We start from the raw sequence: 22,475 nt of genomic DNA on the forward strand, positions 1-22,475 counted from the left end.
TCAAAAAAGAAAGGGGCCGAAGCCCCTTGTGATTACGGATTACCGAAGAACTGGCCGCCCATGTGCGGGTTGAAACACACGTAAGCTGGCAGCAGGTCGAAACGCATTTTCTGCACGTTGGCATCACCGTCTGCGTATTTGTGTACGCGGATGGAGAAACCTTCGTATGTTGCTACGGCGGAGTCGATGCTGTTCAGCTTCGGCAGCGGGATAGTGCCCAGCCCGCAGAAGAACTTGTTGTAGAACAGGTTAGGCTTCATTGCCTGAGATGCAGTGCCGATGACTGTTACTTGGTCACCTGCCGCCACTTGGCGCTGAACGGCGTTGTACTGCCCGTTAGTTGCGTCAAGAATCGGGACGCCTGACAGAGTTACAGTGACCAACCCACCCGCCGTTGAGTTGGCGTCAGCCAGTACGGTAGCGGTGAAGCTGATCGGAGTGGAGCCGTTATACAGAATCTGCTTGCTCTGCTGGTTCAGCCAGTAAGTTGAGGTGAATTTCAACTGATCACCAGCTTTCAGGAAGCCAGTAACGCTCGCGGTTGCTCCGGTAAGGGTCACGGTGAACTGGTATGTGTCCTTAACGGCGGTGTAGGTTACGGTAGGCGCAGTCTGAACGGTCAGTGCGCCACCGAAAGCGCCCTGAGTGCGAGACGCCAGACCGTTAGACATCAGCGCACGGATTCCGCCGAAGTTTGACGGAATCTGAGCTTGTTCCCATGCGGTACGCACCAGATTGTCAGAAGCGTGCAGGCCAGTCTGTGCATCAGCCAGGCGCTGAGCAGACCACGGATCCATGACGGCGTAGTTTTCACCCTCATAGATGCCGATATCTTTCATGAAGGATGCAGTCTGTGCCACGTCAGACCATTTATTGATCGGCGTGTTAGGGCTACCTAAAGACAGAGCGCCGTTGTTCATCATGAACTGCGCCAGCTCTGTTTCTAGGTCGGTGACAACGCGCTGACGTACCGGTGCAAGAATCTCTTCCAACTGGTTGAGCTTGATTGCTTCTTCCAGTTGCTGCCATTCTACGGCGACAGTGATGTAGTTACCTACGCGACCAGTAGCCTTGCCTGAGATGATGTTGTTCTTCGCCTGACCAGAGATATCGCCGGTAGCAGTACGCAGTGATTTGAACTGATGCGGACGCTTGAAGCTAACGCTATCGCCAGTGCTGGAGTTGATTTCACCTGCCAGCAATTGGCGGTCTACGGTTTTAGCCAGAACCAAATCCGACATAAAGCCCGGCAGAAACTTTTTCAGCACGATCTGACTGACGTTACTATTGAGATCATTAGTAGCCATTTATTCTTTACCTTATTCGATAGTTGCGCCGGGGCATTGTTTTGAGAATTCATCTGTTTTCGCGTTGCCCGCCCCGCCTCTAACTTCCGGCTCAGGTTTTGGCGTTTGCTTGGCTTTGGGCGCAAGACGAACGTCTCGGCTCATTTGTCCAAGCATGAAAGCGGCGCGAATGGGGTCTTTCTCAGCGGCTAAGCGCTGGCGTAACTGCTGGCTTTTACCGAGGCCATAAGCGATAAGCTCCGAACCCTCGTCAGCACAATGAATCAGAATTTCTTGGTGCAGCGCTGGAACCTCAGTGCATGCAACCTCTTCCATCTGCGCATAGTCTTTAAACGGAAATTTCTCAGCTCGTTCTCTGTGCGCAGCCAACCTTTGCTGATAGCGTTGTTGGTATTCTTGCTGCTGTGCCTGTTGCTGCTGTTGCACCTGGTCAACACGGCTCTTTTTCTCATGCCAATCAGTGACAGCTTGCTCAAACTTGGCTTCGTCGTAGTCGCACGACTCAAGCGTGGGCTTGGCGGGTAATGCTTCTTGTGTTGCTGGAGATTGCTCTGCTGGCTTGGCGTGTAGCTCCTCAAGCTGACGGCGCAATTCTCGGTTTTCTTTCTGTGTATCCTTGAAGCCCTTGCGGAGTTCTTTCACCCAATGCGGAGCTGGTTTGCCGTCAATGCTTTCGTCTTCCTCCTGCAAGGCAACTTCTTCATCACCAATTTGCAGTACCTGCTCTTCCGGCTGCTCGTTGGCCTGCTCAGTTTCGGCCTTTTCTTCTGACTGCTGCGTTTCCTCGTGGACTTGCTCCTCACGAGTTTCCGCTTGCTGCTCAGTGGTTTTTTCTTGAGCTGATTCCTGATTTTCAGACAGGGATACAGCCTGACCGTCGATGATCAGTTCGCTTTCCATTTGTTACTCCTGATTAACTCGGCATTAAGTCAGCCGGTGACTGTGGTGATGGGATGTTTTGTTGCTGGGAGACAAACACGTCGTTTAGTAGCTTGATGGCATCCATTACAGCCTTGTCGTCTATGTTGCGGGCCTGTGCCAGCTTGTAGACGGTGTTAGCTTGGGATTCCATAGCATCCTGTTGCGCGGTGAATGCCTTGATTTGGGTTTGTGCTGTTTCGTTCTGAGCTTTTTGCGCTTCTGCCTGCGCTGCAACCATCTGAGCCTGAGCAAGCACCATGTTAGGGTCTTGCTGGCCCTGCTGAGCCATCTGCGCCTGCATAACGATTTGTTGCTCTTTCTGGTTGCGTGGCTTAACCATTCCGGCAACGAGCAGCTTCTTGCGGTTGAACTCTTTAAACTCATCCAACCCTTCGCCGTCCATGTTATCCAGAATAATTCCGCGAATAATTCCGGTATCAGGGTCTTGCGGAAGCATGGTGCCAAGGACGCTAGTCAGTGCTGCAACAGTGGCGTCACGCCGAGCGGTATAGTTTGGCCCGACATCAACTGTCACGTCATAGCGCCCAACGCTCAGATCATTAAGAGCTACGACTTGCCCTGTCTCATCATCTTTCACTGACACTGACATCAGAGATATATCGTCGGTGCCATCTTCATTGACAATGCGCACCTCACGGTCAGAACCATAGACCTCACGCGCCATTGATAACCAAATCTCACCGGCACGCTTAAGGCTCTTCGCCATGTTGTCGAGGTAGATGAACGACGCCATATCCGAGCGGTTCATCAGATTGTTAACCGTCTCTTGTGCGACGTTGCTCGGCATTTGCTGCATTGCCTGGCTGCCGCCCGTTACTTCCTGAATGTCCGCGCTGGTCTGCTGCAATAGAGCGGCAAGCGCTTGGTTCAATACTGCTGGCTGCGTGTATCCGGTTGGAGTTGCTGGAGCGATGACATTACCTGACTTGTCCTTAATAGAGCGCAATGGTAGGAATGAAGGCCGTTTTTTGTTTCGCTCTTCCCAGTGCTTCTCCAGCCCCCTTACCTGATCCATGTCAACGATAGGTGTTGAGCCTGCGTCCTGAGATGCGGTATCAGCCAGCATGGACACTTGCAGGTTGTAAAGGCGCTGCGGATCCATTGCTTTAGCGATATGTCCTTCTACACGCTCAATGTCATCAATGAACCAGCGTTTCCCGTACACAGGGATCAGCGGGATGTTCTCTCCAGCAATGCGGCGTGGTTTCTCAAGAAAGCCATCACCATCAACGAGAGACACATACACGCGGCGACGCTTAACAGAGCGACGAGCCACCTCAACAAAACCAATATCAGCAAGTTCATCTGCGATTGGTTCAAGTTGATCGCTATCGTATGTTGCAATCTCTCCCGTCATCGGGTTTTGATAGCTGACCACATCAACAGACTCTTTACGCACTTCGTAATACTTAGCGATGTACACGACATCGTTATCGAACCAGTCGTACTTCCAGCTGTTATCGAGCGTTAAATCGAGCGATGCTGGAGTTTTGTCATATTCAGCTTTGTATTTCTCAGCGGAGAGCGAGTACATATCAAACGCCCATCCAGCATCTGACTTGTCGTACTTCTTCGCGTCAGGGTCGAACCACACTGAGCGAGCGGCATCATAAATAGGCTCAATGCAGATGCGCTGGCGCTCGTCTAGCGGATCGTATTCATTCACATACTTGGTGGACATACGGAAGCAGCCAAAGCCACCCGTTGCCCCATCATCGAACGCGTTATCGCAAGCTTCGCCGCCGTCAGTTTCCTCATAGTCAGCACGAAACAGGCCATTCAGCTTATTAGCTAACTCTTCGCTTGCAGCCTTGTCGCCGGGACGAAACTTAACCGTGATGCGGTTGTTACGGTATTCAGCAATGATGCGGTTAAGCTCAGTTGCGACTTTGTTGATCTCAAACTTTGGGTAGCGCTCAAAGAAGTCATTCAGCTTGGTGCCGGATGACGTGGTGCCTTCCCACTGCCCACCAGGAACGCGAGCAAATCGCGTAGCCTCAATACATTTTTCGCGCACATCCTCTTGCGGCGTGTACGCACGGTCGAACTTGAGCATTATCTGCTCATGTCTCTTTTGTAGTGTTTCTGCCATGATTACCAACCGGAGGATGAAGGAACGTAGATATCCTCTTCAACAGGAGGACTCTTGATGTCTGCATATCTTATTGCGTAGCGGCGCATCATGTAGGCATATCGGACGGCATCAAGGATGTCGTCACGCACCTTCACGATCCGGCCTTTCTCGTCGCGGTGATAGAAGTTGTATTCTTCAAAGAAGTCACGCAGCCCTGAGAACACCCTGAACTTGCCGCGCCTCATCAGGTCATACAGCTCGAACAGCCCAGGCTCAACAGCCCTGCTGCCATCTTCCCATTGAGCATGATCTGATAGCATCTGGAAGCCAGCTTCTTCATAGTAGGATTTCTGCTGTAAGCCTGAGCCTTTCTCGGTCTGCAGCCCGTCAGGAGGCCATGCAGTAGGGACGTTATCAGCCCATGACTTCACGGCGCTGTATGCTTCTGCTGGCGACACCTGACGAGCTTTGTATGCACGCGTCAAGTAAAATGCTTCGTTCTCGATATCCCACGCCAATTGCACATGCGCTTGCGGGTGATCCCAACCAAAGTCCATGCCATCGATAACAAGCCAGTGGTCAGGTATTGGGAACGGATCACACTTGATGAAATCTTCTCCAAGATCATAGATTCGACCATGCCCCAGCATCGGTATGCCTTTGGTGCGCATATCACGCTGGTGAGGTGGGTAGGATTCAAGCAGGTCCTTCTTCACCTTCTCGCTAAGATGTGGTGCATCATCCCAGCCAACGTTCATGCAGTGCTGTCCCGGTGATGGGTTATCCATGAATGCGATAACCAAATCAGTGCGGCCATTTTCTGGCGTGAAGGTGAGAATCCCTCTCCCACCTTTATTTTGATCGCCCGTTGCGGTTCGCGTCAGAACCTGCGGATAAATCGTTGGGTCGCGTGGTTCTTCATCGATATGAAACCAATCCACCGCATCGCCCATCAATGCCTGCTGGCCTTGCGAGTATGACCAGAATTGAATCTTCGATAGCTCGCCGGATTTGTGCATCACGTACACAGAACGAACGGCATTAGCAGCACCCTGAGCTGATTCAGTGCTAACAATCCTCTCGCCCGGTATCAAACCACCCTCCCAGCCATTATCCGTCTTGCGCCCAATGATCGGCGTTTGTAGAAGGTCGCGTATCTTGTCGGCTGAATACCCAAGGCACCAGATCAGCGGCGCTTTCTCGAACTTGTGACCGCTCCAGTCAGGCGGGTAATCACCCATTGCGTGAATAGCATCAATGCCTGTCCCGGTATCCGTCTTGCCGGTGCGGTTAGCGGCAATCAGTGCGACCTGAGAGTATTCAGCAGTTGCGGAAATGAATTTCTTTTGCCAAGGATATCTACTGGAGAAAAAGCGCTTATATCGATACGTTGATTCTCGTCGCTTCTTTTCTTCCAGAAGCTGAACAAGCTCAATCTTCTGTGCCTGAGTCATCCCTTTCAGGGCTGGCAACTTGTCCATTTATCAGCTCCTGAATACGCTTATCAATTTCTTCGTCAGTGCGATCGGCTAGAGTGATTCGTTGCTCGTGTTGAATGCGATCACCATATTTTTTCGGAGCAACCTTGCTCGCGTACCACTTCCTTGCATCAACCTGCAATCTTGCTTTTGCTACAGCAGCACTATCTTCAACTGCAGCATCGGCAATATTCATTGCATCCTCTGCCAAAACCTCTGCCTGAATCTCGCGCGCACGCGCGTATTGCACCGAAAACTCTTCATGCTTACTCAGCCATAGCGTAACCGTGCTCAGGACTGGCATTCCCTGCCTCTTGCATATTGAGCGCAGGCTTTCTCCCACCATCAATAATGAGCAAATCTCATCAGCCAATTCCGGCGAGAAATCTGATGGGCGACCGCCTTTGTTTTTCTCAGTCGCCATAAATCACCTATGCCTTAGTGAATGCCTGGGCGTATTCGCATGTGCGTCCCGGTGTAACTTGAATAACGCTCATGTCACCAATGGGCAGGAAGCCAGCAGTCATTTTCGCGTTGCATTTAGTCGTGAAGTCGGCGCGATCTTGGCTGACAACGATGTCGTAATCAGTAGCCGTTGTTCCGCCTTTCGCCCTTTATTTCTAATGGGCCGAATATCTGGGGTTTATACACGCTGAATATCGTATTTTCTGGAAGCGAAAGAAAGGTCTTTCTATCGACAATACGCATATCGGTCTCGTCTAGTTATCGGTCTAGCCACAGATTGATTATATCACGCAGCCTTGCCACTTCTTCACAGAGTTGCGCAGCTACTTGCTGTAATCACAGCCATTAAGAAATGATCACCTGCCTTTGCGGTTGAACAAATCTGCATTTACTTGTCGGGTAAATTCTTTCGGGATTCTTCGATTTTCCTGATTCCTGCTAGTTGGCTATTAGCCTGGTCAATCACCGTCAGTAACGGATCAATCCAGTAAACAGCCTGCGCGTATGTCAGTCGGCAGGCGGTGGCAATGGCGCTAACACTGGTTGCGTCAGGCTTGCCGGTAGTGGTGTACATTGCGCTGGCACGTAAATCGTTCGTGTAGTCGAGCAACCGGTCAACAACGCCATCAACATTAGGCACGCACTGGCGGCTAGCGGGGTTTTTCTTGACCACCGTCCGAATAATGATTTGTCGCTCATCTGATTTAGCCTTGATGTTTGTGGCGTACTGGCTGGCCTGCTGGGATATCTGGTTGAAGCGGTTAAACTCGAAAGCCTGACGGCTGATGACTGCCGTTTGCCCGGCAACCTCTTGGCCTAGCCTTTTTGTTTTATCTTGCTCGTCACTGTATTTATCGTGGTAGTAGTAGACGCCGAATGACAGCGCAGCAATAAGAACAACGAGAGCGGCATAGAAATATAGCCTCATACGCCCAGCCCCCAGCACGAAAGCTCTGACTCCTGGTCACGTCGCTCGATCTGCCCGTAACAGTTGTTGGAGCGGATACGGCAATCTTTGCCACCGTCCCAAATCCAGCGCTTAATCTCTTTACAGGCTCCAATCAGATCGCCTGCATTCAATTTGCGGTAGAACGTTGATGGGAAGCAGTTACCGGGGCCGATATTCCACGGACAAAATGAGGCAATGCCGACTTTTTGAATCTCAGTGAGCGGTACTTTAACGTTTCTAGCTACCCAATCGAGCGCCTTTTGCTGTTCTGCGGCATCAATCTTTGCGCACTGCTCAGCGGTCAGCTTCATGCCCTTCACGACTGGCTTGCCGTCTACCCACGTCACACCACCGCAAATCGTCCATATGCCGCCGCCGTCAGGATACGCGGTTGACCGCACACCCTCTTTTTCAGTCTGGAATTGCGCCATCATCACGGGTGCAGTCGCGCCAGCCGCAATCAGCGCCAGCATTACTGCACTGAGTTTGCTCGCTTTTGACATCACGCACCGCCTTTTTCCCTCAACTGGTATTCCTTCCTGCGGTAGTACCAGTTGATAGCAAAAGTGCCGATAGTGCAGGCCATGCCGACGATGATCGCCCAGTCACTGAGGGTTAACCCGGCCATTTTGTCTGCAAGCAGCCATACGCTGTCTTTTGTTGCCTGGGCATAGGCTCTGGCAGATGCGCCAAGGCCAATTAAGCCCGTCCCGCTTCCGTATGAAAGCCTGCTGTAGAGAGTGCTCATTCGTGTCATAGCCTCACCTCCGATTTTTCGGATGGTGCAGTGTGATTGAGGAGGGATAAAAAAAGGCCACGCCGAAGCGTAGCCTTGCCGTGCATCTTGATGTTTATTGTGTATATTATACAAATATACACAATAAATATTTATATGTTGATATCCAAGTTAGACAATGCTTCTATATCTTGAGGCGCTAGCTGGTAACGAAAACGAATACTTTCACCGTTGCTGATTTGCCCATCGTAGCCCTCCAGTTTTTCCTGCAATGCACGTCTTAACTCCTTAAGAAGGACAGGATATTTAGAAGCATTGGAGAGCTTTAAAGGATCCTCTTCTGCCTGAGCAACTTGTTCAACAGCAAAATTTAGCACGCCAAGTATATGCTGCCCATACCACCCTTTAAGGTTATTCATCATTTGAATGCAGTTACTGGATGACTGACCTACAAGTTCTTTCGTTATCAATTCAACACAACCAATATTCTTCTCTTTGGCCAAATAGTCGAGATATCGAAATAGGTTTGCTATATTCGGCGTTTTAGTCATCAAACCAGTGCTGCTGATATCCAGCTGGCTATTTGCTTTTTTCCCCTGCGACGATACCTGTGAGGATTGTTCGCGTTGGAACACTCCAACAAGCTTCCGAAGAACTGCCATCAATGTAAGTTTGGCGGATGACTTGCATGGGGGTTTGGGTTTACTATCAAAATCCACCGGCTTGTTTTTTACTTGATAGACCCACTCAGCGAAGGTGCGATGTGGCAGTCCCAAACTGGATGGTAGCTCATGAGGTGAAGGCCATTCACTTCTTTGAACACTAAACGAATCGACAGGCATCATAATATATTCCATGGTTATGATTTATTTTAGAATATATTCTGATCTTTAAAGATTTTACAATAAGTAAAAAGCCCCAACCACCAGAGGCAATTGAGGCTTCATTTTCTGCGCGCTTTTGCAGCAGCATGGGGGTATTATGTGGCCTAGTGGCCGGCCAGTCAAGCATTTAACTGATCTTTTGATCAGTGCTCTTTAATAAGTGGTCTATCTAATCTGCCAGGGCTGGTATCTCCCGACATTACCAGCGTGCGATAGCCAAAATCCTGTAGTGTCTGAACGAGCAAATGAGCATCGCGTCGCAGTTTTCGGATATATTCACCCTCGACACAATCCTTACCATCGATATTAATAATCTGATGTTGTCTGTTTCGGTAACAGACCAACCAACGCCCTTCTCTTGGTATCGTGACAGTGATGGCAGAATCGGTATCGAAGAGGTCTTGCTGACGTTGATTGAAGTAACAGTCCTCCAACTTCTCGAACACTTCCCATGCCTGATCGATTTCGAGCATCTTGGCGTGTCTTGCAGCTCCGCGTTCTGTCCATAAGATGAGATGCTTTGTGCGTGGTGCGACTAAGTAACTTTCAGTTACCTTGTTCTTAAAGTCTTTGAGTTCAATGCCTTCCAGCTTGTAATAATGCTTGCCAACTACAAAACGATCCTGATTTCGCGAAAAATTCATTTTAATATTTGTTACATCAGTACAATACAAATTGGCTAACAAGTCTGTTGTAACAACTGGAATTTGATTATGGATAATTGATGGAAGTACTTCTACTGTGATTTGGTTAGCCATGATCGGCCTCCTACTGAATTTTAGTCTGAATCACCAGTTAGTAATTGGTGATCGGGTGTCAACTAGAGCTTCAGTAGCCGCTCCGGGCATATTCCCCTTTCGGGTGTTTTATTAACGCCTCTCCACCCGATCTTTGGATGTGATTACGCCGTTTTACGGGCATAAAAAAGCCGCATGGCTATCGGGTGCGGTTAACCGCTACTGAATTTCTAGTACATTCAGTATCTCGATAGCCGTATGCGTTGTCAAGCTGCCTCCAAAAGTTCAGCCACGCGACCGGCAATGTAGGCTTCAGAACGAGAGAGATATGCAGATACATATTCATGTTTTCGTCCCAACTCCCTCCCTATCGCTCTGCACGATAACTTCCCTTTGTAATACGCCACCACGATATCGTAGCCCAGCGGGTCAAAGTGCTTCAGTCTCCCAACCGCCCGGTCAACTGTCTCTCCGTCGGCATCAGGCAGCATGGGCCGGATATCACTGCTAGCCGTGACGAGGGGCCATGCTGCCTTGTACTCGGTGCCAATGCGTGAGCCGCTCCAGTTTCCCCATGCCGTCAACAAGTATCGAATATCTCTCATTTCACCGTCCCCCAGTTTTTGCCGTTCCTGATGCTGTAGATATGCTGCTTGCTGGTCTCGAATTTCCTCGCCACCTCCGCCACCGGCATACCGGAGTCCAGTAGCGCCCGGATAAGCGGAATATCTTCCGCCGTCAGTCGCACACGCTGTCTCATGCCTCCCCCAACTCAGTGATAACGATATCCAGACTGCCTCCGCGCTCTTGCTGCCCGCGCCTCACCCTGAAATCGTTTATCTGCTCGTCGTCCAACATGAAGCCAGCATGCGTGAGCGAATCGAAAACCGCTTTTTGCAGGTTGTCGAGGTCACGGTGTCGTTTGTCTGGAACGTTGGCGATGATGGAAATTTTCAGTCTTGCGGGAGTGTTGATGTCGAGGTGTTGCTGTTGAATTATCTGGATGATGCTTTGTCGGTATGCTTTGCCTTTCTCGCTGATGTAGTGCCGATGTCGTGCGTGTCGCCAGTAGGTGTTTAGGCTTGGCGGCCACGGCAGCTTCAGGTGATATTCGGTCATCGCTTAATCTTCCCCTCTGCCAGTAAAATCGCCTGTGTGCGAATAACGCCTTCCAGATGATGCAGTCGGGCATAGTCGGCATCGGTGATACGCGTGCGGCGGTCGATTTCATCGTGACAGGCAGAACAGGCCCATGCGCCAAAAAGGTTGTCAGGCTTCATGCCGGTGCCGCAAATGCCGGACATTCGGTAATGGGCCAGCACTACAGTTTCAGCGTTGCCGTTACAGATACCCGAAAGCCTCACCTGACACTCTCGGCCTCTGGCCTCTTTCCTAAGATCCGCCATATCTACCCCCACATCCGGTTAATCAGCGCCTGCCTGCTTACCGTGGTCATCCCCTTTGGTGTGGTGCGCCACGGTCGCCAGATGAACAACACGCTGCCCTTGCTGTTACCCGCCTTGCCTTTTTTGCTCGTTTCAGCGCTGATAAATGACAATCGGCCCTCGGTGATGAAGCGCACCTCATCAACCGTTTTCTGCGCCTGTGCGAACCATGCCGTCGAGGTATCAGCAGGCAGCAGCATAACGACCGTTTTATTCTGCTTGCGGCTCTGCTCAGCAGCTTTATCAACCCAAGGGCGGATATTGCTGTACGGGGGATTGCAGAAGATGGCTCCCCTGCTGCCCCAGTCACAGGCAAGGGCATCATCCTCTGGCGTCAGATACAGACGGCACAGGGTATTGTCGTGGTCAGCGGCAGCATCAAGGTAGAAGCCAAACTCCGCATCCAGCGCCTGGAAGACCTCGGGTGGTGTTCGCCATGTGTCCTTGTGCTCTGGTCTGGTGTGTGATTTTAGTGTCATCCGACTCTCCCAAAATAATCCCCTGAATAACGCACCTCGCGCAGCCTGACGCCGTTGCCGACCGACCAGGCCTGGGCGTACTCAATCAAACTGTTCATGCGCTTTACGCCCATCTGAGCCGTGCTCTCGCGGATGCTGCAAAACTCCCCCTCCAGCCCCGTCACCACCTCCCCCGGCCTGCCGGTAGCGATGGCATGTCCCGAGACAAACAGCGCCTTCCAGTCCAGCAGCGGGCGCGGTTTATCTGCCCACACCACCTGACGCGAAACATCGGTGCATAACGCATGAAACAGGTCGTTCTGCGGTAATGTCCGTTTAGCATCGTTGATGGTGATTTCGAGGGGGCGGTGTGGGTCGGTGGGCAGGGAATCAATAAACGCTTTCAGGTTTTCTCGTACTTGTTCATCACGCAGAAGGAAGCGTGTTTTATCCATCACCCACCTCTGAATTTACCCACCCAAACAAAAAGGGCCGCCATTGCCAGCAGCCCCACGATGAATTCTGTTAGATATGCTGTCATTCCTATTTCCCTCGCTTTAAAATCCCATGACTTCTTTCAGCGGCTTTCCGTGTATCCCTTTTCATCACTCCTCCTTTTTGTTTGCCTAGACGTCAGCGCCTTTTGCGTACCTGCGCACCCTGGTTTCTGTCTGCTGCCTTGTCGTGCACTTCTCCCGCGCTTCGTCTTGGTCGCACTCAATGAAATGACCATTAACGAATCGTTGGTAGACTGTGCCAAGTGAGCCGAATCGGTTTTTTGTGACGATGATTTCTGCGAATGGAGCGGCGGGTGAATTCTCGTTATACACCGCGTCGCGGTAGAGCATGATGATTGAGTCGGCATCCTGTTCAATGCTGCCAGAGTCACGCAAATCGGCGTTGGTCGGGCGCTTGTTAGGTCGCTTCTCAACGTCTCGTGATAGCTGACTAAGCGCGATCACTGGCGTTCGCAGCGTCTTGGCCATTGCCTTTAGGCTCCATGAGATATGGGCTATGGCAAGGTCGTTACGCTCCGCTTTCGGTTTGGCGATCAGCCCGAGATAGTCTGCCATGATTAACGATAGCGCCGGGTGCTCCTGCTTGTGCCGCTTGGCAATGGCTACGATTTCCTCCACCGTCAGGCGGCAAGCATCGACTACCCATACGTCAAGATCTGCCAGTCGGTTAATCCCGTCAACAATCCTAGCCCATCCCTCATCGTCAAGGTTTGAAGGGTTACGCAGCAGACTTACCGACATCCGCCCTGCCCCGGCTATCGAACGCTCAACGACCTGTAGAGAACTCATTTCCATGCTGAAAATCAGAACGCCCCTCCGCTGGTTCTCCCCAGGTAACTTCCGGTTTGCAACGCCTTCGGCAACCTTAAGCGCCAGTTCCGTTTTCCCCATGCCGGGCCGGGCGGCGACGATCACTAAATCCTCAGCGTTCATCCCACCGGTGATCGCGTCCAAGTCGTCAATCCCTGTTTTCAGCGTGTCGGACTCTTCCCCGTTTTTCAGGCGGCGCTCTAACGTGTTGGTGTATTCGGAGATGATGTCTCCAAGGCGAACCGGTTTCACTTCCTGCTTCGGCTTTCGAATGCCTGACAGTCGGTCGATAAGCTCGTCCATTGCCACGGTAGCCACTGCAATCGATGAATTTCCGATTGTCCCGCGCATCTCGTCAACAGCCGAAACGAACATCCGGCGCTGGTACATTTCAGTAACCACATCGGCATAGCCACGCAAGTTTGCTGCGCTGGGGCAGCTACGCGCCGTTTCCATGATGTCAGCAAAATGTTCGTCTCCGCACTCTTCTGCAACCATCAGAGAATCAATCATGTTTCGTGTGCGGGCCTGTTTGCGGATAACCTCATAGGCTCGTTTGTAAATCGGGATCGCGAATGTTTCCGCATCCAGCGTTGCCAGAACGTCAGAAGCTGTTGGCGTTAACCCACCTATCAGCAAACCACCAATAACACTGGCCTCGATATCCTGTCTCATAGCGTGCCCTCCCTGATTTTCGTCAGCGTCTTGCGCTGAAGCAGGTAATCAAAATTAGCCACCCAGCCCCGGTCATTGTCGCCAAAGTGGAACGGCCTGGCAGCGGCCATAAACGCCCGGACGTATGACTTGAATCCGTCTAGGTTTGGCGTAGCCAGAGATTTAACCAGAGCGGCTAGTTTCCGTTTTCGCTCGTCATTGGCTTCAACAGCGTGAGGCAGCCTGTCACCCACAGCTTCGTTGTAGGCGTTCAGGTAGTCGTCGTATTTGATTGGGTCTGATTTTCGTTTAGAGGGTTTTTCACCCTTCGCACTTTCACCCGTAGGGGGTAAGGGGGTATTTGTATTTATTGTTTTTTGTATATTGTCTTTTGTGGTTAGCAACTTCTGCAAAGGTCTGTTAGCAACTTCTGCTAAACTTTTCTTAGCAGGTTTAGCTAATGTTTTGCAGAATCCGTTATTTTTAGTTTCCCACTCAGAAATGTTGGTGTTCATACCTATTTTTCGGCCTTCTTGCAGTAAAACTTTCCTCCTGACAAGATTGTTTTTAGCTGTTGAACAATGGGTGTGATGCTTGTCGATCATCTCCTCTAGCTGCTCGTTGCTTATCCAATCCAGTTTTTTACTGTACCCGTATGTTTTGCGCCAGACGGCCATAACGATGCAGAGTTCAGTCTCTGGCAGCCCTGAACACATTGTTGCATCGAGAAGATCATTAGCCAGGCGCAAGAAACCATCTTCTAGCTGCGCCACGCGATGCTCCGTAACGTCTTGTGAGGAATAAACCAGTTTTAGGTTAGGTGCGATCATCTTTTTTCACCCTCGATTTAGCCAGTCTGAAAACATCGATAAGCCGCTCAGCGAACGGCCTGTTATTAACGGCAGCGACAACTAATCCGTCAGGTGGATCGGGATGCACACGCTCCTCTTTCTGCTTGAAATTCCGGCTATTTCGTGCCATAATTCCTCCTGAAATTAATGAGTTATTTGCGTTTCTAAGCCGGAGAAGTGCTTCCCCACTGACCGGCTTTTTCTTTGGTTAGATACCCCGCCAGCCGTTTGGCTAACTCAGCCATTTCATCATCGGCAATACCGTAGTTCAGCACGGCTAACATCAGGCTGACCTGGCGAAACAGACCGTTCTTCCAGCGACTGACCTGGTATTCCGGTACGTTCATGGCGGCGGCAAAAGCTTTCTGTCCCATCAGGGCTAACTTGTTGAGTAGCGCCGACTCGATATGAGCAGCTTTCTTGCTTTGTGTTGCACGTTTCATTTGTGATAATCTCCTTCTAGAAATAAATAAGTAATCAAATGCGCATGTAAATACACGGCACCTGTGTTTTGGTGATCAACAGACGTGACGAAGCCGTGAGGCAGTCACAGTGAGTTTGTTACTGTGGGATGTTGCGTTCGCCACGTTGTCGGTGGCTTCCGTAGGACGACTGTCCGTTGTGAAGAGCGGGTACTGCTGGTTAGGCTGCGTGTTCCCTGTGAGCAGGAAGCGCATCCGTCGGGTTCGGGTAAATATCTGGACGCAATTCGTGAGGTGTTACCTGCCACTCCAACGCGCCACATAATCTGATCACTTTTTTAGGCGGAACCCCATTCTTTAGCCACAGACTTATAGCTTGCGGCCTAACTCCAACTAACTTCGCTATAGTTGTTTGGTTAGCTAACCCAGTAATTCTTTTTTTTGCTATGTTTTGCATGTAAACCTCCAGCCTCATCAACTAGCAAAATACAAGAATAAAAAGAAAAAAGCAAAATATTTTTGCAGTGCTGGAATCAAGGAATACTTGTATAATGTGCTTATGAAAGAACATTCAATTTACAAAACTTCAGCCCAAAAGATAACTCAAGTCTTATATGAGAAGGGCTGGAACAGATCTGAGCTTGCGAGAAGGATGGGATTATCTGTGCAAGCTGTTCAACAATGGGCAGCCGGTGCCACGAAGCCAAATGGGAAGAATCTAACAAAACTGGCAGAGACAACTGGTAAACCTGAACATTGGTTTTTTATAGAATCATCAGAAGAGCAAGAATCAGCAGATAAACCTGCCTCAAAGAATGAGAGCACTGATCTTAACCAACAACAAAGAAGACTTATTGAGCTATTTGATCAAATGCCTGAATCAGAGAAGGGGAAAATGATTCACTTGTTTGAAGAAAAAGTAAAAGAATACGATCGATTGCTTAACGAGCTTATTGCTTTGAAAAACAAGAGAGTATAGTAAGCAAAGGTTCCCACCTAACCGGCTTTTGCCGGTTTTTTTGTATCCTAAAACTGAATAATGCAAGCAAGGTGAGATAATTTCTTGCCATTTTCTATTTTTACTTGTATTATTAAATCAAGAATACCAACCCGCAACGGCAATACCCCGGCAGGCAAGACCTCGAGTTACCCGCCGATTGCCTGAGCGTAAGTAGCCAGCCCGAGGCACACGAACATGACGGCGGTTGGGATAGCTAACGAGAGAGGAGATGGAAGATGGTAACAAATACAAATGGCGCCCTCGAGACCCGGCGCTTTGATAAAGACTCAATCAGTACAGTGCTTTCAGCCGGTAGTATGTACAGTACGAGCTTATTGCTTAAAGAATTGAAAGATAAGTACCGCGCTCAACTCGGAATAGCTGAATCTCAGTATTCAGCCATTCGCGGCGTATTCTGGGGGATTTATTCACTGAAGATGCGCATAAAAGAAGCTGAGGCTGTTACTGATCAGACCTTAAATACCGATCGCCTTCACCTATCGACCAACCAGCGTAACTCGCTAAGTCAATTTTTGGCGGATTGTCATAGTTTAAAATCATTTTTAGATACTTGCGCTCCTCTTCCGGAAGGTCTTCAGCATTCACTTCTTCCTGAAGAACAAAAAGCAGGTCATGAATTGAAGTAGATCTTATTTCTTCTGGTTTCCAATTGGTTTTTAAGAAAACCATGTGGTGCAGAACTTTAATACCAGAAAGATCAAAAATTGATTTTTTATATTTATCCCTATGATTATTCAAAATCATTTCGATTAAAAGCAAATGATGTATGTGAGTGCGACACTTAAAATCTTCCAGTGTATATGGCTCCATTCTGGAATCGTAACCAGTGGCGTCGTAAAAGTCGATGAGTCCTGGTTCTAATGCAAGGTAAAGTTTGTAGTAGTCAGTCATAGAAAACCTTCTTGGTTGTGTGAGAGCTCCCAAGATACCACTGCCGCCTGAGGTGGAGAATAAACCAGGCATTAAACCACAGCAGATTAATGAGTCTGCTCTGTTTTAACCGCTCTTTTTACAACGAGCCTCGCGCTCTACGGAAGGCACCGACAACGTGCCGAACCTTTACCCAGATGTTTTTGGGGTGTGGTGGGCTGAATAAAAATTATAGCCAACACCAGGGGCCACCACTGGCTCACCACACCACCAAAACCATCTATTGGAGGGGAGCATGGCTACTATCATTTACCGTAAATCCGTTAATCCTGTTAGCAAAACCAACGCCGCCATTCGCCGTCATGCCAGACGCAAGGCAGAGGCCATCCGGCGTGAACTGGTGACATCCCGTATCGATAAGGTATTGGGGCAGAAGCCAGTAAAACGCAAGGCGCTTAACCGAATTGAATTGGCCTTCAAGCGCAAACGTGCGCCACGAATTAATTTCAATTTACTGGGCAAGTTCAGGAAGCAAATTAACCGTTTCGCCGAAATGTACGACAGGGTTAAGCGCCTTAACCATCGCATCTGGTACAGCGCACCGAAAACGGAGTATGGCATTACCGCCAGAGCAAGACAGACATATTAACTTGGCAGCAGATCACAGGAAGTCAGTTAACGTAACAGCGAGGTAAGTATGCAAAACGATGACATGAAAGAGTATCTCACAAAGTTGGGGGAATTCTTTTATCCGTTCCTTGTAAATGTTGAGTTAGGGAATGTTTCAGCATTGGAAAACACCACAAACCTTATTAATGCATTTATTAATTTCAATGAGGTTGGTTATTTTAACCGACCGACTAAAGTTGGAAACATCAAAAGTGGCGGACAAACAGCCCCGCCAGAAGGTGAGGCGGGTTGTGACTCAGGAATCGGTGTAGAGGTATGACGCCCAGTTAGTAAGCTCGCAGACAAACACTGCCGCAGCTTTACTTGATATCGGATCAGCAATTCGACTTACTGCAACTCTTACATCTGCTATGCCAGATTGACTTGATCCAACATAGGTTCCTGTAGGTAGCATTCTTACCGGGCCGCCCACTGCCTGGATTGTTTTCCTGAATCCAATTTTACTCATTCCTTCATAAAGCTTTTCGTATTTATCGCTATCAGCATCGAATAGCTCAACCCTAACGGCGTAATCCGTCATGAAAGATTTCCTTACATTGCCTGTGGAATAACCAATTTATCAGGTTCCTTTGCATTGGGGAATGCAGGAACCCTCGCCGCCTGAGAGGGTCACCAAAGCAGGCACTTAACACGGAGAGCACCATGCAAAAGCTCATTGACGAAAATATTTTGATAGCTAACGGAGGATTGAATGATGCAACTTAATAAGCCTCATATCACGACCTTCAATCAACCTGATCACAGGGAAAGGGGCGTTATCACTTACGGTAGTAATAATATTAATCATCCTCATTATTTGATGAACACTCAAATTTTCCCCGGCGATGACAGTGAAACAAAGGGATATAAGTTAACCATTGCCTATCTGACGGAAGAAAATCAGTGGCTCAAAAAGCAGGTGAAAAAATTAACGGGTCTCTATGACTGAAACACTTCAAACATTCCCATCATCCGCTTATCGCCGAAATCAACATCACACTGATAATAGATAACACTGAACTGCCTCTTTATACCCGCGCCGATATTCGTCGGCAAAATTATACATCAATCCAAATAGTGAAACGGAGAACGCCATGCAATATGCCTTTGCAGGGTGGCCTATTGCTGGCCGCCCGGAAACACAATTTGACCCGATTCGGTCAATCGAACATCACTACTCAAATATTGTCACGAGCCAGAGCTTCAAAAACAAAAGCTGGCTGCAACGGTTATTCGAGCAGCTTATTGCAACGGTTAATCAGAAAGGAAATCCCAATGCTTAATCCATCAAAGATAAAGGCCATTCGGAAAATCATGGAAGAAATGCCGCCTGAAATAACAGAGGACTGTTACGCAGAGGCTGAGCAATTGGCGGAGAAGTCTATCGAAAGGTTTCGTGACTCGCTCAGAAGGCACTGGCCCGACGCTTACACCGAGCAAGCCTGTGAGTACATGGAAGATAGCGATGTTGATTATCAGCAAGCAGAGGGTGAACGTATTTTTGACGCCATTTTCCACCGTGTAAAGGTTGAGCGGGCATTTTGGATTTATGACAGGCAGAACAGCACGGAGGATGCAGCATGAGCACGGCATTAACAACAATGGCTGGGAAGCTGGCTGAGCGTCTCGGTATGCAGCCAGGTACGGACTTGATGAATACCCTTAAGAATACGGCGTTCAAGGGGGGTAACGTCACGGACGAGCAATTTACTGCCCTACTTATCGTTGCCAACCAGTACGGGCTTAACCCGTGGACGAAAGAGATTTACGCATTCCCTGATAAGGGCGGCATTGTCCCGGTTGTTGGTGTAGATGGTTGGGCGCGGATCATTAACGAACATCCGCAATTCGATGGCATGGAATTCAGCTACGATAAGGACCAGGGCGCATCGACTTGCAGGATTTACCGCAAAGATCGCAAACACCCCACGGTAGTCACCGAATACATGGGCGAGTGTAAGCGCAATACCCAGCCGTGGCAATCACACCCTACCCGCATGCTGCGCCACAAGTCGCTCATTCAGTGTGCACGCATGGCATTTGGGTTTGCTGGCATTTACGACAGCGACGAAGCAGAGCGGATCATCGAAAGCAGCCCGGCAAGCGTTGTTGTTGGAGAACAAACAGACGAGCGCCGCCCTGCACTCATTGCCCGGTGCGAAGAAGCGGCACAGCTAAGCATGGAAGTTTTCGCCGAGACATGGAAGAACCTCACCCAGGAAGAACGCCAGATTATCGGCAATGCAGAGAAGGAGCGCATCAAGAACACCGCCCCAATCGAAGCAGAATTCAGAGAGGTGGAGCATGCAACAGCGCAGTGATGAATGGTTTTCCGCCCGTTGTGGCAACGTGACCGCCAGTCGCCTGTCTGACGTAATGGCGAAAACGAAATCGGGCTATTCCGCCAGCCGTCAGAACTACATGGCAGAGCTTATCTGCCAGCGCCTAACTGGAAAGGTGGAAGAAAGTTACTCAAACGCCGCCATGCAGCGCGGCACTGAACTTGAACCGGTGGCGCGGGAGATGTACCTGCTTAACCAGTTTGACGCAGAAGTGACCGAGGTCGGCTTTATCCTTCACCCTGACATCGCAGGATTTGGCGCATCGCCCGACGGACTGGTCGGAAATGATGGTCTGATTGAAATCAAGTGCCCCAATACATGGACGCATTTAGAGACCATCAAGACTGGTAAGCCAAAACAGCAGTACTTGCTCCAAATGCACGCCCAAATGATGTGTACGGGCCGAAAGTGGTGTGATCTTGTCAGCTATGACGACAGGCTACCGCCAGACCTTGCCTATTACCAGTTGAGAATTCATCAGGAGGATAAGCTGGTTGCTGAAATAGGGGAGGCGTTAAGGCAGTTTCTGGCTGAGCTTGAAAGAGAACTTGAGGTTATTAGAAACTTATCCAAGGTGGCGGCATGAGTACCTGCACGTCGTCGGGCGGCTATACAGATGAGTTCAGCCTGACGCGGGAGCGGAGTTGCTGAAAGCTGGAGGGTCGAGCAGGGATCGAACCCGCATCTTACGGTTGGGGAACACGTACGCTCTTCCACATTAAGCTACCGACCCAGGGTGGCAGAATTGATTAAAGGGCCGTAACGAGAAAAGCTTTCACAACCAGAGAGATAATACCCAAGATTCCAGCACTCAGCATCCAGCGCATTAACTTCTGCTCTGAGCGGATACCCGCCATCTCAAGCTGTAAATCCTTGCGGACTAAAGATATCTGCGCCTCGGTCTTCTCGAAGCGATGAGCCATATCCTTACGCACATCGGCTATCTGCGCCTCAGTTTTCTCGAAGCGAGCCTGCATCTGAGCTTCGTTCTTCTCGAAGCGAGCGTCAATATCCTTGCGAACGTCGGCTATATCGCGCTTTACCTCGGCAATATCAGCCTTTGTAGCCACATCAGCTACCTCGTGAGACTTACGCACAACGAGCGAAATGGCCTTGGCCTGCTCACTGGTTAGCCCGGCGGTTTGAAGCTCTTCTGACGCCTGCAATGTATCAAATGCGACTTGGCCCATGGGGAAATCCTCCTGTGTTAAGCCAAGTGTAAGCGATCTGACCGCCAATCTGCAAAATTTTACCCGTTAGCACTCTGATAACCACATCCGTTTAATTATGGAGAAATTATTATGTCTAAATTAGTTGTCATTGAAAATACCACGATGCGTTGCTGAGAAAGAAAATCAGGCCCCTTATCCCACCGCGAAGCGGGGCGCAATAGTGGCCGGACAAGTACCATGAACGTAACCATGCGGTGGCGAATCAGCATCTGAGCGGCAGCAATGACGAGTGGAAGAAGAAAGTGGACTATCACCGCCGTTCCGTGGCAGAAACGGCGATGTTCCGCATCAAAACGTTGCTGGGTGGCCACCTGAGCCTGCGGGACTATGACGCGCAGGTGGGTGAAGCGATGGCGATGGTCAAAGCGCTGAACCGGATGACGCTGTTGGGTATACCGGACAGCATCCGCATCGCATAACGGTAGACCCTGCGGGAAACATCCTGGCCGCTAACTCTGATTTATTCAACAAAGCCCACATATCATTTAAAATTTACGCGTATTTTCTCACATGCTTATATGCATATGGATAGTTTTCACTATTCTCTAATATAAAATTATCTATTTCTTTGAGTAATTCTGATTTACCAACACTCTTTTTATCTATTTTTGCGTAAATGCCACCATTTATTGGACCTTTATAATATTTACTAGATGGAATTTCTGATGAGTTAAATTAAATATTATCATAAATAGATTTATTGCTTTGATTATATAGCTCTGCATATATAGGTTCATCATCTAATTCACTAGGATGAGAATAAATTTGCGATCTATTTAATTCATTAATTTCATTATTAATTTCTTTAGCGAGACTTTCTTGTGTATTTCTTCTTATTTCGTTAATTGATTGAGCAAAATGATAAATCCACTCATTTTCTGTTCCTATTGTTTTTGTGATATCCATGCCATCAATAGAATCTAGCGAAGAGCGCTGCTGGACATAATAATCAAAACATTTCATTTGTAATGAAATCCATTTTTGGGCTAAACGCTGATTAATAGCCATTTCTTGCTTTGCCTCTTCATCCAATAAATGCAGATTTACTCGTCCCTGATTTGCTAAAGACACGCCTTCTAATTTATTTTGCTTACCATCGTATTTTACTTTATTTAAAGCTACATCGAGACCTGCACGGATGACAGTGTCATTGTCTAATAATTCACTACTATTAGTTAATTCTCTTTCTTTTAAAGAACAAACGTCTTTTTCAGTGCTCCCATAAACTAATTCTCGCTCATCCATAACATTTTTAATAGAAAAAGAAAAAGTATATGTACCATCTTCGTTGTTTTGAGTAATAAATGCCTGAAATCTATCTTGATAAGCCGGATATGCCATTTCCTTAAGTTGATAAAAAGCAGTCACTTTTTTCAAGATAGATTCAGTATCAAGCTCATCATTATTATGAGTTAACTCATAAATTTTTTCCAGCGCTTCACTTGTGTTGGTTCCACAAAACCAATCTTTAATTTTTTCCCATATTCCAACATGTATGGCTTCATCTTTTGATGAACTATTAATAGCGCGCTGGATATTTTCATCACTAAACGTTCTATTGAATGCGAATAGTGAATTACCTTGAATAGAAAGTGACATAATATCGATCCT

The 22,475-nt window shown here is 48.8% G+C and carries 33 protein-coding genes, 1 tRNA gene and 1 pseudogene; 9 read left to right on the forward strand and 26 right to left on the reverse strand.

Annotation, left to right across the window (positions count from 1 at the left end):
- Positions 1-32 precede the first annotated feature (32 nt).
- The 21 genes from K6K13_RS12005 to K6K13_RS23750 all read right to left on the reverse strand — a co-directional run bounded on the left by K6K13_RS12005 (position 33) and on the right by K6K13_RS23750 (position 15,205).
- A complete protein-coding gene (locus K6K13_RS12005) occupies positions 33-1,307 on the reverse strand; it encodes a P22 phage gp5 family major capsid protein (protein ID WP_222157247.1) in 1,275 nt (424 codons plus the stop codon).
- 12 nt (positions 1,308-1,319) lie between these two features.
- A complete protein-coding gene (locus K6K13_RS12010; RefSeq protein WP_222157248.1) occupies positions 1,320-2,207 on the reverse strand; it encodes a phage capsid protein in 888 nt (295 codons plus the stop codon).
- Between the two features lie 13 nt (positions 2,208-2,220).
- Entirely contained in the window at positions 2,221-4,341 is a 2,121-nt protein-coding gene (locus K6K13_RS12015) for a portal protein (protein WP_222157249.1), read from the reverse strand.
- A gap of 2 nt (positions 4,342-4,343) precedes the next feature.
- Complete coding sequence (locus tag K6K13_RS12020; RefSeq protein ID WP_222157250.1) at positions 4,344-5,804, reverse strand: phage terminase large subunit family protein; 1,461 nt, start codon at positions 5,802-5,804, stop codon at positions 4,344-4,346.
- Complete coding sequence (locus tag K6K13_RS12025) at positions 5,755-6,225, reverse strand: terminase small subunit-like protein (protein ID WP_222157251.1); 471 nt, start codon at positions 6,223-6,225, stop codon at positions 5,755-5,757. The genes K6K13_RS12020 and K6K13_RS12025 overlap by 50 nt, the downstream gene beginning before the upstream one ends.
- Positions 6,226-6,654: 429 nt before the next feature.
- Complete coding sequence (locus tag K6K13_RS12030; protein ID WP_222157252.1) at positions 6,655-7,194, reverse strand: DUF2570 family protein; 540 nt, start codon at positions 7,192-7,194, stop codon at positions 6,655-6,657.
- Positions 7,191-7,718: a lysozyme gene (locus K6K13_RS12035; RefSeq protein ID WP_222157253.1), complete on the reverse strand. Its 528-nt coding sequence runs from the start codon at positions 7,716-7,718 to the stop codon at positions 7,191-7,193. The genes K6K13_RS12030 and K6K13_RS12035 overlap by 4 nt, the downstream gene beginning before the upstream one ends.
- Complete coding sequence (locus K6K13_RS12040) at positions 7,718-7,972, reverse strand: HP1 family phage holin (RefSeq protein WP_222157254.1); 255 nt, start codon at positions 7,970-7,972, stop codon at positions 7,718-7,720. Before K6K13_RS12040 ends, K6K13_RS12035 begins: the two co-directional genes overlap by 1 nt.
- A gap of 131 nt (positions 7,973-8,103) precedes the next feature.
- The gene (locus tag K6K13_RS12045; protein WP_222157255.1) at positions 8,104-8,796 is read right to left on the reverse strand and encodes a hypothetical protein; all 693 of its coding nucleotides are present in this window, start codon (positions 8,794-8,796) and stop codon (positions 8,104-8,106) included.
- A 182-nt stretch (positions 8,797-8,978) separates the two neighbouring features.
- Positions 8,979-9,593 carry an ORF6N domain-containing protein gene (locus K6K13_RS12050; protein WP_222157256.1) on the reverse strand — a complete coding sequence of 205 codons (615 nt, stop codon included), beginning with the start codon at positions 9,591-9,593 and terminating at the stop codon, positions 8,979-8,981.
- A 245-nt stretch (positions 9,594-9,838) separates the two neighbouring features.
- A complete protein-coding gene (locus tag K6K13_RS23570; RefSeq protein ID WP_222157257.1) occupies positions 9,839-10,177 on the reverse strand; it encodes an antiterminator Q family protein in 339 nt (112 codons plus the stop codon).
- A complete protein-coding gene (locus tag K6K13_RS12060; RefSeq protein WP_222157258.1) occupies positions 10,174-10,332 on the reverse strand; it encodes a helix-turn-helix domain-containing protein in 159 nt (52 codons plus the stop codon). Before K6K13_RS12060 ends, K6K13_RS23570 begins: the two co-directional genes overlap by 4 nt.
- A complete protein-coding gene (locus K6K13_RS12065; RefSeq protein ID WP_222157259.1) occupies positions 10,329-10,691 on the reverse strand; it encodes a RusA family crossover junction endodeoxyribonuclease in 363 nt (120 codons plus the stop codon). Before K6K13_RS12065 ends, K6K13_RS12060 begins: the two co-directional genes overlap by 4 nt.
- A complete protein-coding gene (locus tag K6K13_RS12070; protein WP_222157260.1) occupies positions 10,688-10,978 on the reverse strand; it encodes a DUF1364 domain-containing protein in 291 nt (96 codons plus the stop codon). Before K6K13_RS12070 ends, K6K13_RS12065 begins: the two co-directional genes overlap by 4 nt.
- Positions 10,979-10,980: 2 nt before the next feature.
- Entirely contained in the window at positions 10,981-11,496 is a 516-nt protein-coding gene (locus tag K6K13_RS12075; RefSeq protein ID WP_222157261.1) for a phage N-6-adenine-methyltransferase, read from the reverse strand.
- A complete protein-coding gene (locus K6K13_RS12080; protein ID WP_222157262.1) occupies positions 11,493-11,930 on the reverse strand; it encodes a recombination protein NinB in 438 nt (145 codons plus the stop codon). Before K6K13_RS12080 ends, K6K13_RS12075 begins: the two co-directional genes overlap by 4 nt.
- A gap of 171 nt (positions 11,931-12,101) precedes the next feature.
- A complete protein-coding gene (locus K6K13_RS12085) occupies positions 12,102-13,478 on the reverse strand; it encodes a replicative DNA helicase (protein ID WP_222157263.1) in 1,377 nt (458 codons plus the stop codon).
- Entirely contained in the window at positions 13,475-14,287 is an 813-nt protein-coding gene (locus K6K13_RS12090; RefSeq protein WP_222157264.1) for a replication protein, read from the reverse strand. Before K6K13_RS12090 ends, K6K13_RS12085 begins: the two co-directional genes overlap by 4 nt.
- Positions 14,274-14,438, reverse strand: coding sequence for a hypothetical protein (locus K6K13_RS12095; RefSeq protein WP_222157265.1), 165 nt, complete (start codon positions 14,436-14,438; stop codon positions 14,274-14,276). The genes K6K13_RS12090 and K6K13_RS12095 overlap by 14 nt, the downstream gene beginning before the upstream one ends.
- A 34-nt stretch (positions 14,439-14,472) precedes the next feature.
- On the reverse strand, positions 14,473-14,751 hold the full coding sequence (locus K6K13_RS12100; protein WP_222157266.1) for a CII family transcriptional regulator: 279 nt from the start codon (positions 14,749-14,751) through the stop codon (positions 14,473-14,475).
- Positions 14,752-14,950: 199 nt separating this feature from the next.
- Positions 14,951-15,205 carry a transcriptional regulator gene (locus K6K13_RS23750; RefSeq protein ID WP_434064572.1) on the reverse strand — a complete coding sequence of 85 codons (255 nt, stop codon included), beginning with the start codon at positions 15,203-15,205 and terminating at the stop codon, positions 14,951-14,953.
- On the opposite strand from K6K13_RS23750, the gene K6K13_RS12110 reads away from it, so the two are divergent.
- A complete protein-coding gene (locus tag K6K13_RS12110) occupies positions 15,182-15,709 on the forward strand; it encodes a helix-turn-helix domain-containing protein (protein ID WP_252120267.1) in 528 nt (175 codons plus the stop codon). The two genes, K6K13_RS23750 and K6K13_RS12110, sit on opposite strands and share 24 nt — an antisense overlap.
- Before the next feature lie 483 nt (positions 15,710-16,192).
- Here K6K13_RS12110 and K6K13_RS12115 read toward each other — a convergent pair whose 3' ends face one another.
- Positions 16,193-16,642 carry an ECs1072 family phage-associated protein gene (locus tag K6K13_RS12115; protein WP_222157269.1) on the reverse strand — a complete coding sequence of 150 codons (450 nt, stop codon included), beginning with the start codon at positions 16,640-16,642 and terminating at the stop codon, positions 16,193-16,195.
- A gap of 274 nt (positions 16,643-16,916) precedes the next feature.
- Between K6K13_RS12115 and K6K13_RS12120 the strand changes: the two genes are divergently transcribed.
- Complete coding sequence (locus K6K13_RS12120) at positions 16,917-17,270, forward strand: antitermination protein (RefSeq protein ID WP_222157270.1); 354 nt, start codon at positions 16,917-16,919, stop codon at positions 17,268-17,270.
- A 48-nt stretch (positions 17,271-17,318) separates the two neighbouring features.
- Complete coding sequence (locus K6K13_RS12125; protein WP_222157271.1) at positions 17,319-17,570, forward strand: hypothetical protein; 252 nt, start codon at positions 17,319-17,321, stop codon at positions 17,568-17,570.
- On the opposite strand, the gene K6K13_RS12130 is transcribed toward K6K13_RS12125, so the two are convergent.
- Positions 17,547-17,831 (reverse strand): DUF2622 domain-containing protein, encoded by a 285-nt coding sequence (locus K6K13_RS12130; RefSeq protein ID WP_222157272.1) that lies wholly within the window; start codon positions 17,829-17,831, stop codon positions 17,547-17,549. The two genes, K6K13_RS12125 and K6K13_RS12130, sit on opposite strands and share 24 nt — an antisense overlap.
- 171 nt (positions 17,832-18,002) lie before the next feature.
- On the opposite strand from K6K13_RS12130, the gene K6K13_RS12135 reads away from it, so the two are divergent.
- From K6K13_RS12135 to K6K13_RS12155, 5 genes are all read left to right on the forward strand, one after another.
- Entirely contained in the window at positions 18,003-18,239 is a 237-nt protein-coding gene (locus K6K13_RS12135) for a hypothetical protein (RefSeq protein ID WP_222157273.1), read from the forward strand.
- A gap of 145 nt (positions 18,240-18,384) precedes the next feature.
- Positions 18,385-18,573, forward strand: coding sequence for a hypothetical protein (locus K6K13_RS12140; RefSeq protein ID WP_222157274.1), 189 nt, complete (start codon positions 18,385-18,387; stop codon positions 18,571-18,573).
- Positions 18,566-18,874, forward strand: a complete 309-nt coding sequence (locus K6K13_RS12145; protein WP_222157275.1) for a hypothetical protein — start codon at positions 18,566-18,568, stop codon at positions 18,872-18,874. Before K6K13_RS12140 ends, K6K13_RS12145 begins: the two co-directional genes overlap by 8 nt.
- Entirely contained in the window at positions 18,871-19,611 is a 741-nt protein-coding gene (gene bet / locus K6K13_RS12150) for a phage recombination protein Bet (protein WP_222157276.1), read from the forward strand. Before K6K13_RS12145 ends, bet begins: the two co-directional genes overlap by 4 nt.
- Positions 19,595-20,218, forward strand: a complete 624-nt coding sequence (locus K6K13_RS12155; RefSeq protein WP_222157277.1) for a lambda exonuclease family protein — start codon at positions 19,595-19,597, stop codon at positions 20,216-20,218. The genes bet and K6K13_RS12155 overlap by 17 nt, the downstream gene beginning before the upstream one ends.
- A 69-nt stretch (positions 20,219-20,287) precedes the next feature.
- On the opposite strand, the gene K6K13_RS12160 is transcribed toward K6K13_RS12155, so the two are convergent.
- Together K6K13_RS12160 and K6K13_RS12165 are read right to left on the reverse strand one after the other, a co-directional pair.
- A tRNA-Gly gene (locus tag K6K13_RS12160) sits at positions 20,288-20,365 on the reverse strand.
- Between the two features lie 16 nt (positions 20,366-20,381).
- The gene (locus K6K13_RS12165) at positions 20,382-20,822 is read right to left on the reverse strand and encodes a CCDC90 family protein (RefSeq protein ID WP_222157278.1); all 441 of its coding nucleotides are present in this window, start codon (positions 20,820-20,822) and stop codon (positions 20,382-20,384) included.
- Positions 20,823-20,962: 140 nt separating this feature from the next.
- On the opposite strand from K6K13_RS12165, the pseudogene K6K13_RS12170 reads away from it, so the two are divergent.
- Positions 20,963-21,283, forward strand: a pseudogene (locus K6K13_RS12170) (transposase); the annotation flags it as partial.
- Between the two features lie 256 nt (positions 21,284-21,539).
- Here K6K13_RS12170 and K6K13_RS12175 read toward each other — a convergent pair.
- Positions 21,540-22,463, reverse strand: a complete 924-nt coding sequence (locus K6K13_RS12175; protein ID WP_222157279.1) for a T3SS effector SopD family protein — start codon at positions 22,461-22,463, stop codon at positions 21,540-21,542.
- Between the last annotated feature and the right edge of the window lie 12 nt (positions 22,464-22,475).

This window comes from Symbiopectobacterium purcellii (assembly GCF_019797845.1).
GTDB classification, from domain to species: domain Bacteria; phylum Pseudomonadota; class Gammaproteobacteria; order Enterobacterales; family Enterobacteriaceae; genus Symbiopectobacterium; species Symbiopectobacterium purcellii.

Excerpts from the sequence above, each read along its gene's own strand:
- K6K13_RS12005 (WP_222157247.1), bottom strand. The coding sequence starts at position 1,307 with ATGGCTACTAATGATCTCAATAGTAACGTCAGTCAGATCGTGCTGAAA.
- K6K13_RS12010 (WP_222157248.1), bottom strand. The coding sequence starts at position 2,207 with ATGGAAAGCGAACTGATCATCGACGGTCAGGCTGTATCCCTGTCTGAA.
- K6K13_RS12015 (WP_222157249.1), bottom strand. The coding sequence starts at position 4,341 with ATGGCAGAAACACTACAAAAGAGACATGAGCAGATAATGCTCAAGTTC.
- K6K13_RS12020 (WP_222157250.1), bottom strand. The coding sequence starts at position 5,804 with ATGGACAAGTTGCCAGCCCTGAAAGGGATGACTCAGGCACAGAAGATT.
- K6K13_RS12025 (WP_222157251.1), bottom strand. The coding sequence starts at position 6,225 with ATGGCGACTGAGAAAAACAAAGGCGGTCGCCCATCAGATTTCTCGCCG.
- K6K13_RS12030 (WP_222157252.1), bottom strand. The coding sequence starts at position 7,194 with ATGAGGCTATATTTCTATGCCGCTCTCGTTGTTCTTATTGCTGCGCTG.
- K6K13_RS12035 (WP_222157253.1), bottom strand. The coding sequence starts at position 7,718 with ATGTCAAAAGCGAGCAAACTCAGTGCAGTAATGCTGGCGCTGATTGCG.
- K6K13_RS12040 (WP_222157254.1), bottom strand. The coding sequence starts at position 7,972 with ATGACACGAATGAGCACTCTCTACAGCAGGCTTTCATACGGAAGCGGG.
- K6K13_RS12045 (WP_222157255.1), bottom strand. The coding sequence starts at position 8,796 with ATGATGCCTGTCGATTCGTTTAGTGTTCAAAGAAGTGAATGGCCTTCA.
- K6K13_RS12050 (WP_222157256.1), bottom strand. The coding sequence starts at position 9,593 with ATGGCTAACCAAATCACAGTAGAAGTACTTCCATCAATTATCCATAAT.
- K6K13_RS23570 (WP_222157257.1), bottom strand. The coding sequence starts at position 10,177 with ATGAGAGATATTCGATACTTGTTGACGGCATGGGGAAACTGGAGCGGC.
- K6K13_RS12060 (WP_222157258.1), bottom strand. The coding sequence starts at position 10,332 with ATGAGACAGCGTGTGCGACTGACGGCGGAAGATATTCCGCTTATCCGG.
- K6K13_RS12065 (WP_222157259.1), bottom strand. The coding sequence starts at position 10,691 with ATGACCGAATATCACCTGAAGCTGCCGTGGCCGCCAAGCCTAAACACC.
- K6K13_RS12070 (WP_222157260.1), bottom strand. The coding sequence starts at position 10,978 with ATGGCGGATCTTAGGAAAGAGGCCAGAGGCCGAGAGTGTCAGGTGAGG.
- K6K13_RS12075 (WP_222157261.1), bottom strand. The coding sequence starts at position 11,496 with ATGACACTAAAATCACACACCAGACCAGAGCACAAGGACACATGGCGA.
- K6K13_RS12080 (WP_222157262.1), bottom strand. The coding sequence starts at position 11,930 with ATGGATAAAACACGCTTCCTTCTGCGTGATGAACAAGTACGAGAAAAC.
- K6K13_RS12085 (WP_222157263.1), bottom strand. The coding sequence starts at position 13,478 with ATGAGACAGGATATCGAGGCCAGTGTTATTGGTGGTTTGCTGATAGGT.
- K6K13_RS12090 (WP_222157264.1), bottom strand. The coding sequence starts at position 14,287 with ATGATCGCACCTAACCTAAAACTGGTTTATTCCTCACAAGACGTTACG.
- K6K13_RS12095 (WP_222157265.1), bottom strand. The coding sequence starts at position 14,438 with ATGGCACGAAATAGCCGGAATTTCAAGCAGAAAGAGGAGCGTGTGCAT.
- K6K13_RS12100 (WP_222157266.1), bottom strand. The coding sequence starts at position 14,751 with ATGAAACGTGCAACACAAAGCAAGAAAGCTGCTCATATCGAGTCGGCG.
- K6K13_RS23750 (WP_434064572.1), bottom strand. The coding sequence starts at position 15,205 with ATGAGGCTGGAGGTTTACATGCAAAACATAGCAAAAAAAAGAATTACT.
- K6K13_RS12115 (WP_222157269.1), bottom strand. The coding sequence starts at position 16,642 with ATGACTGACTACTACAAACTTTACCTTGCATTAGAACCAGGACTCATC.
- K6K13_RS12120 (WP_222157270.1), top strand. The coding sequence starts at position 16,917 with ATGGCTACTATCATTTACCGTAAATCCGTTAATCCTGTTAGCAAAACC.
- K6K13_RS12125 (WP_222157271.1), top strand. The coding sequence starts at position 17,319 with ATGCAAAACGATGACATGAAAGAGTATCTCACAAAGTTGGGGGAATTC.
- K6K13_RS12130 (WP_222157272.1), bottom strand. The coding sequence starts at position 17,831 with ATGACGGATTACGCCGTTAGGGTTGAGCTATTCGATGCTGATAGCGAT.
- K6K13_RS12135 (WP_222157273.1), top strand. The coding sequence starts at position 18,003 with ATGATGCAACTTAATAAGCCTCATATCACGACCTTCAATCAACCTGAT.
- K6K13_RS12140 (WP_222157274.1), top strand. The coding sequence starts at position 18,385 with ATGCAATATGCCTTTGCAGGGTGGCCTATTGCTGGCCGCCCGGAAACA.
- K6K13_RS12145 (WP_222157275.1), top strand. The coding sequence starts at position 18,566 with ATGCTTAATCCATCAAAGATAAAGGCCATTCGGAAAATCATGGAAGAA.
- bet (WP_222157276.1), top strand. The coding sequence starts at position 18,871 with ATGAGCACGGCATTAACAACAATGGCTGGGAAGCTGGCTGAGCGTCTC.
- K6K13_RS12155 (WP_222157277.1), top strand. The coding sequence starts at position 19,595 with ATGCAACAGCGCAGTGATGAATGGTTTTCCGCCCGTTGTGGCAACGTG.
- K6K13_RS12165 (WP_222157278.1), bottom strand. The coding sequence starts at position 20,822 with ATGGGCCAAGTCGCATTTGATACATTGCAGGCGTCAGAAGAGCTTCAA.
- K6K13_RS12175 (WP_222157279.1), bottom strand. The coding sequence starts at position 22,463 with ATGTCACTTTCTATTCAAGGTAATTCACTATTCGCATTCAATAGAACG.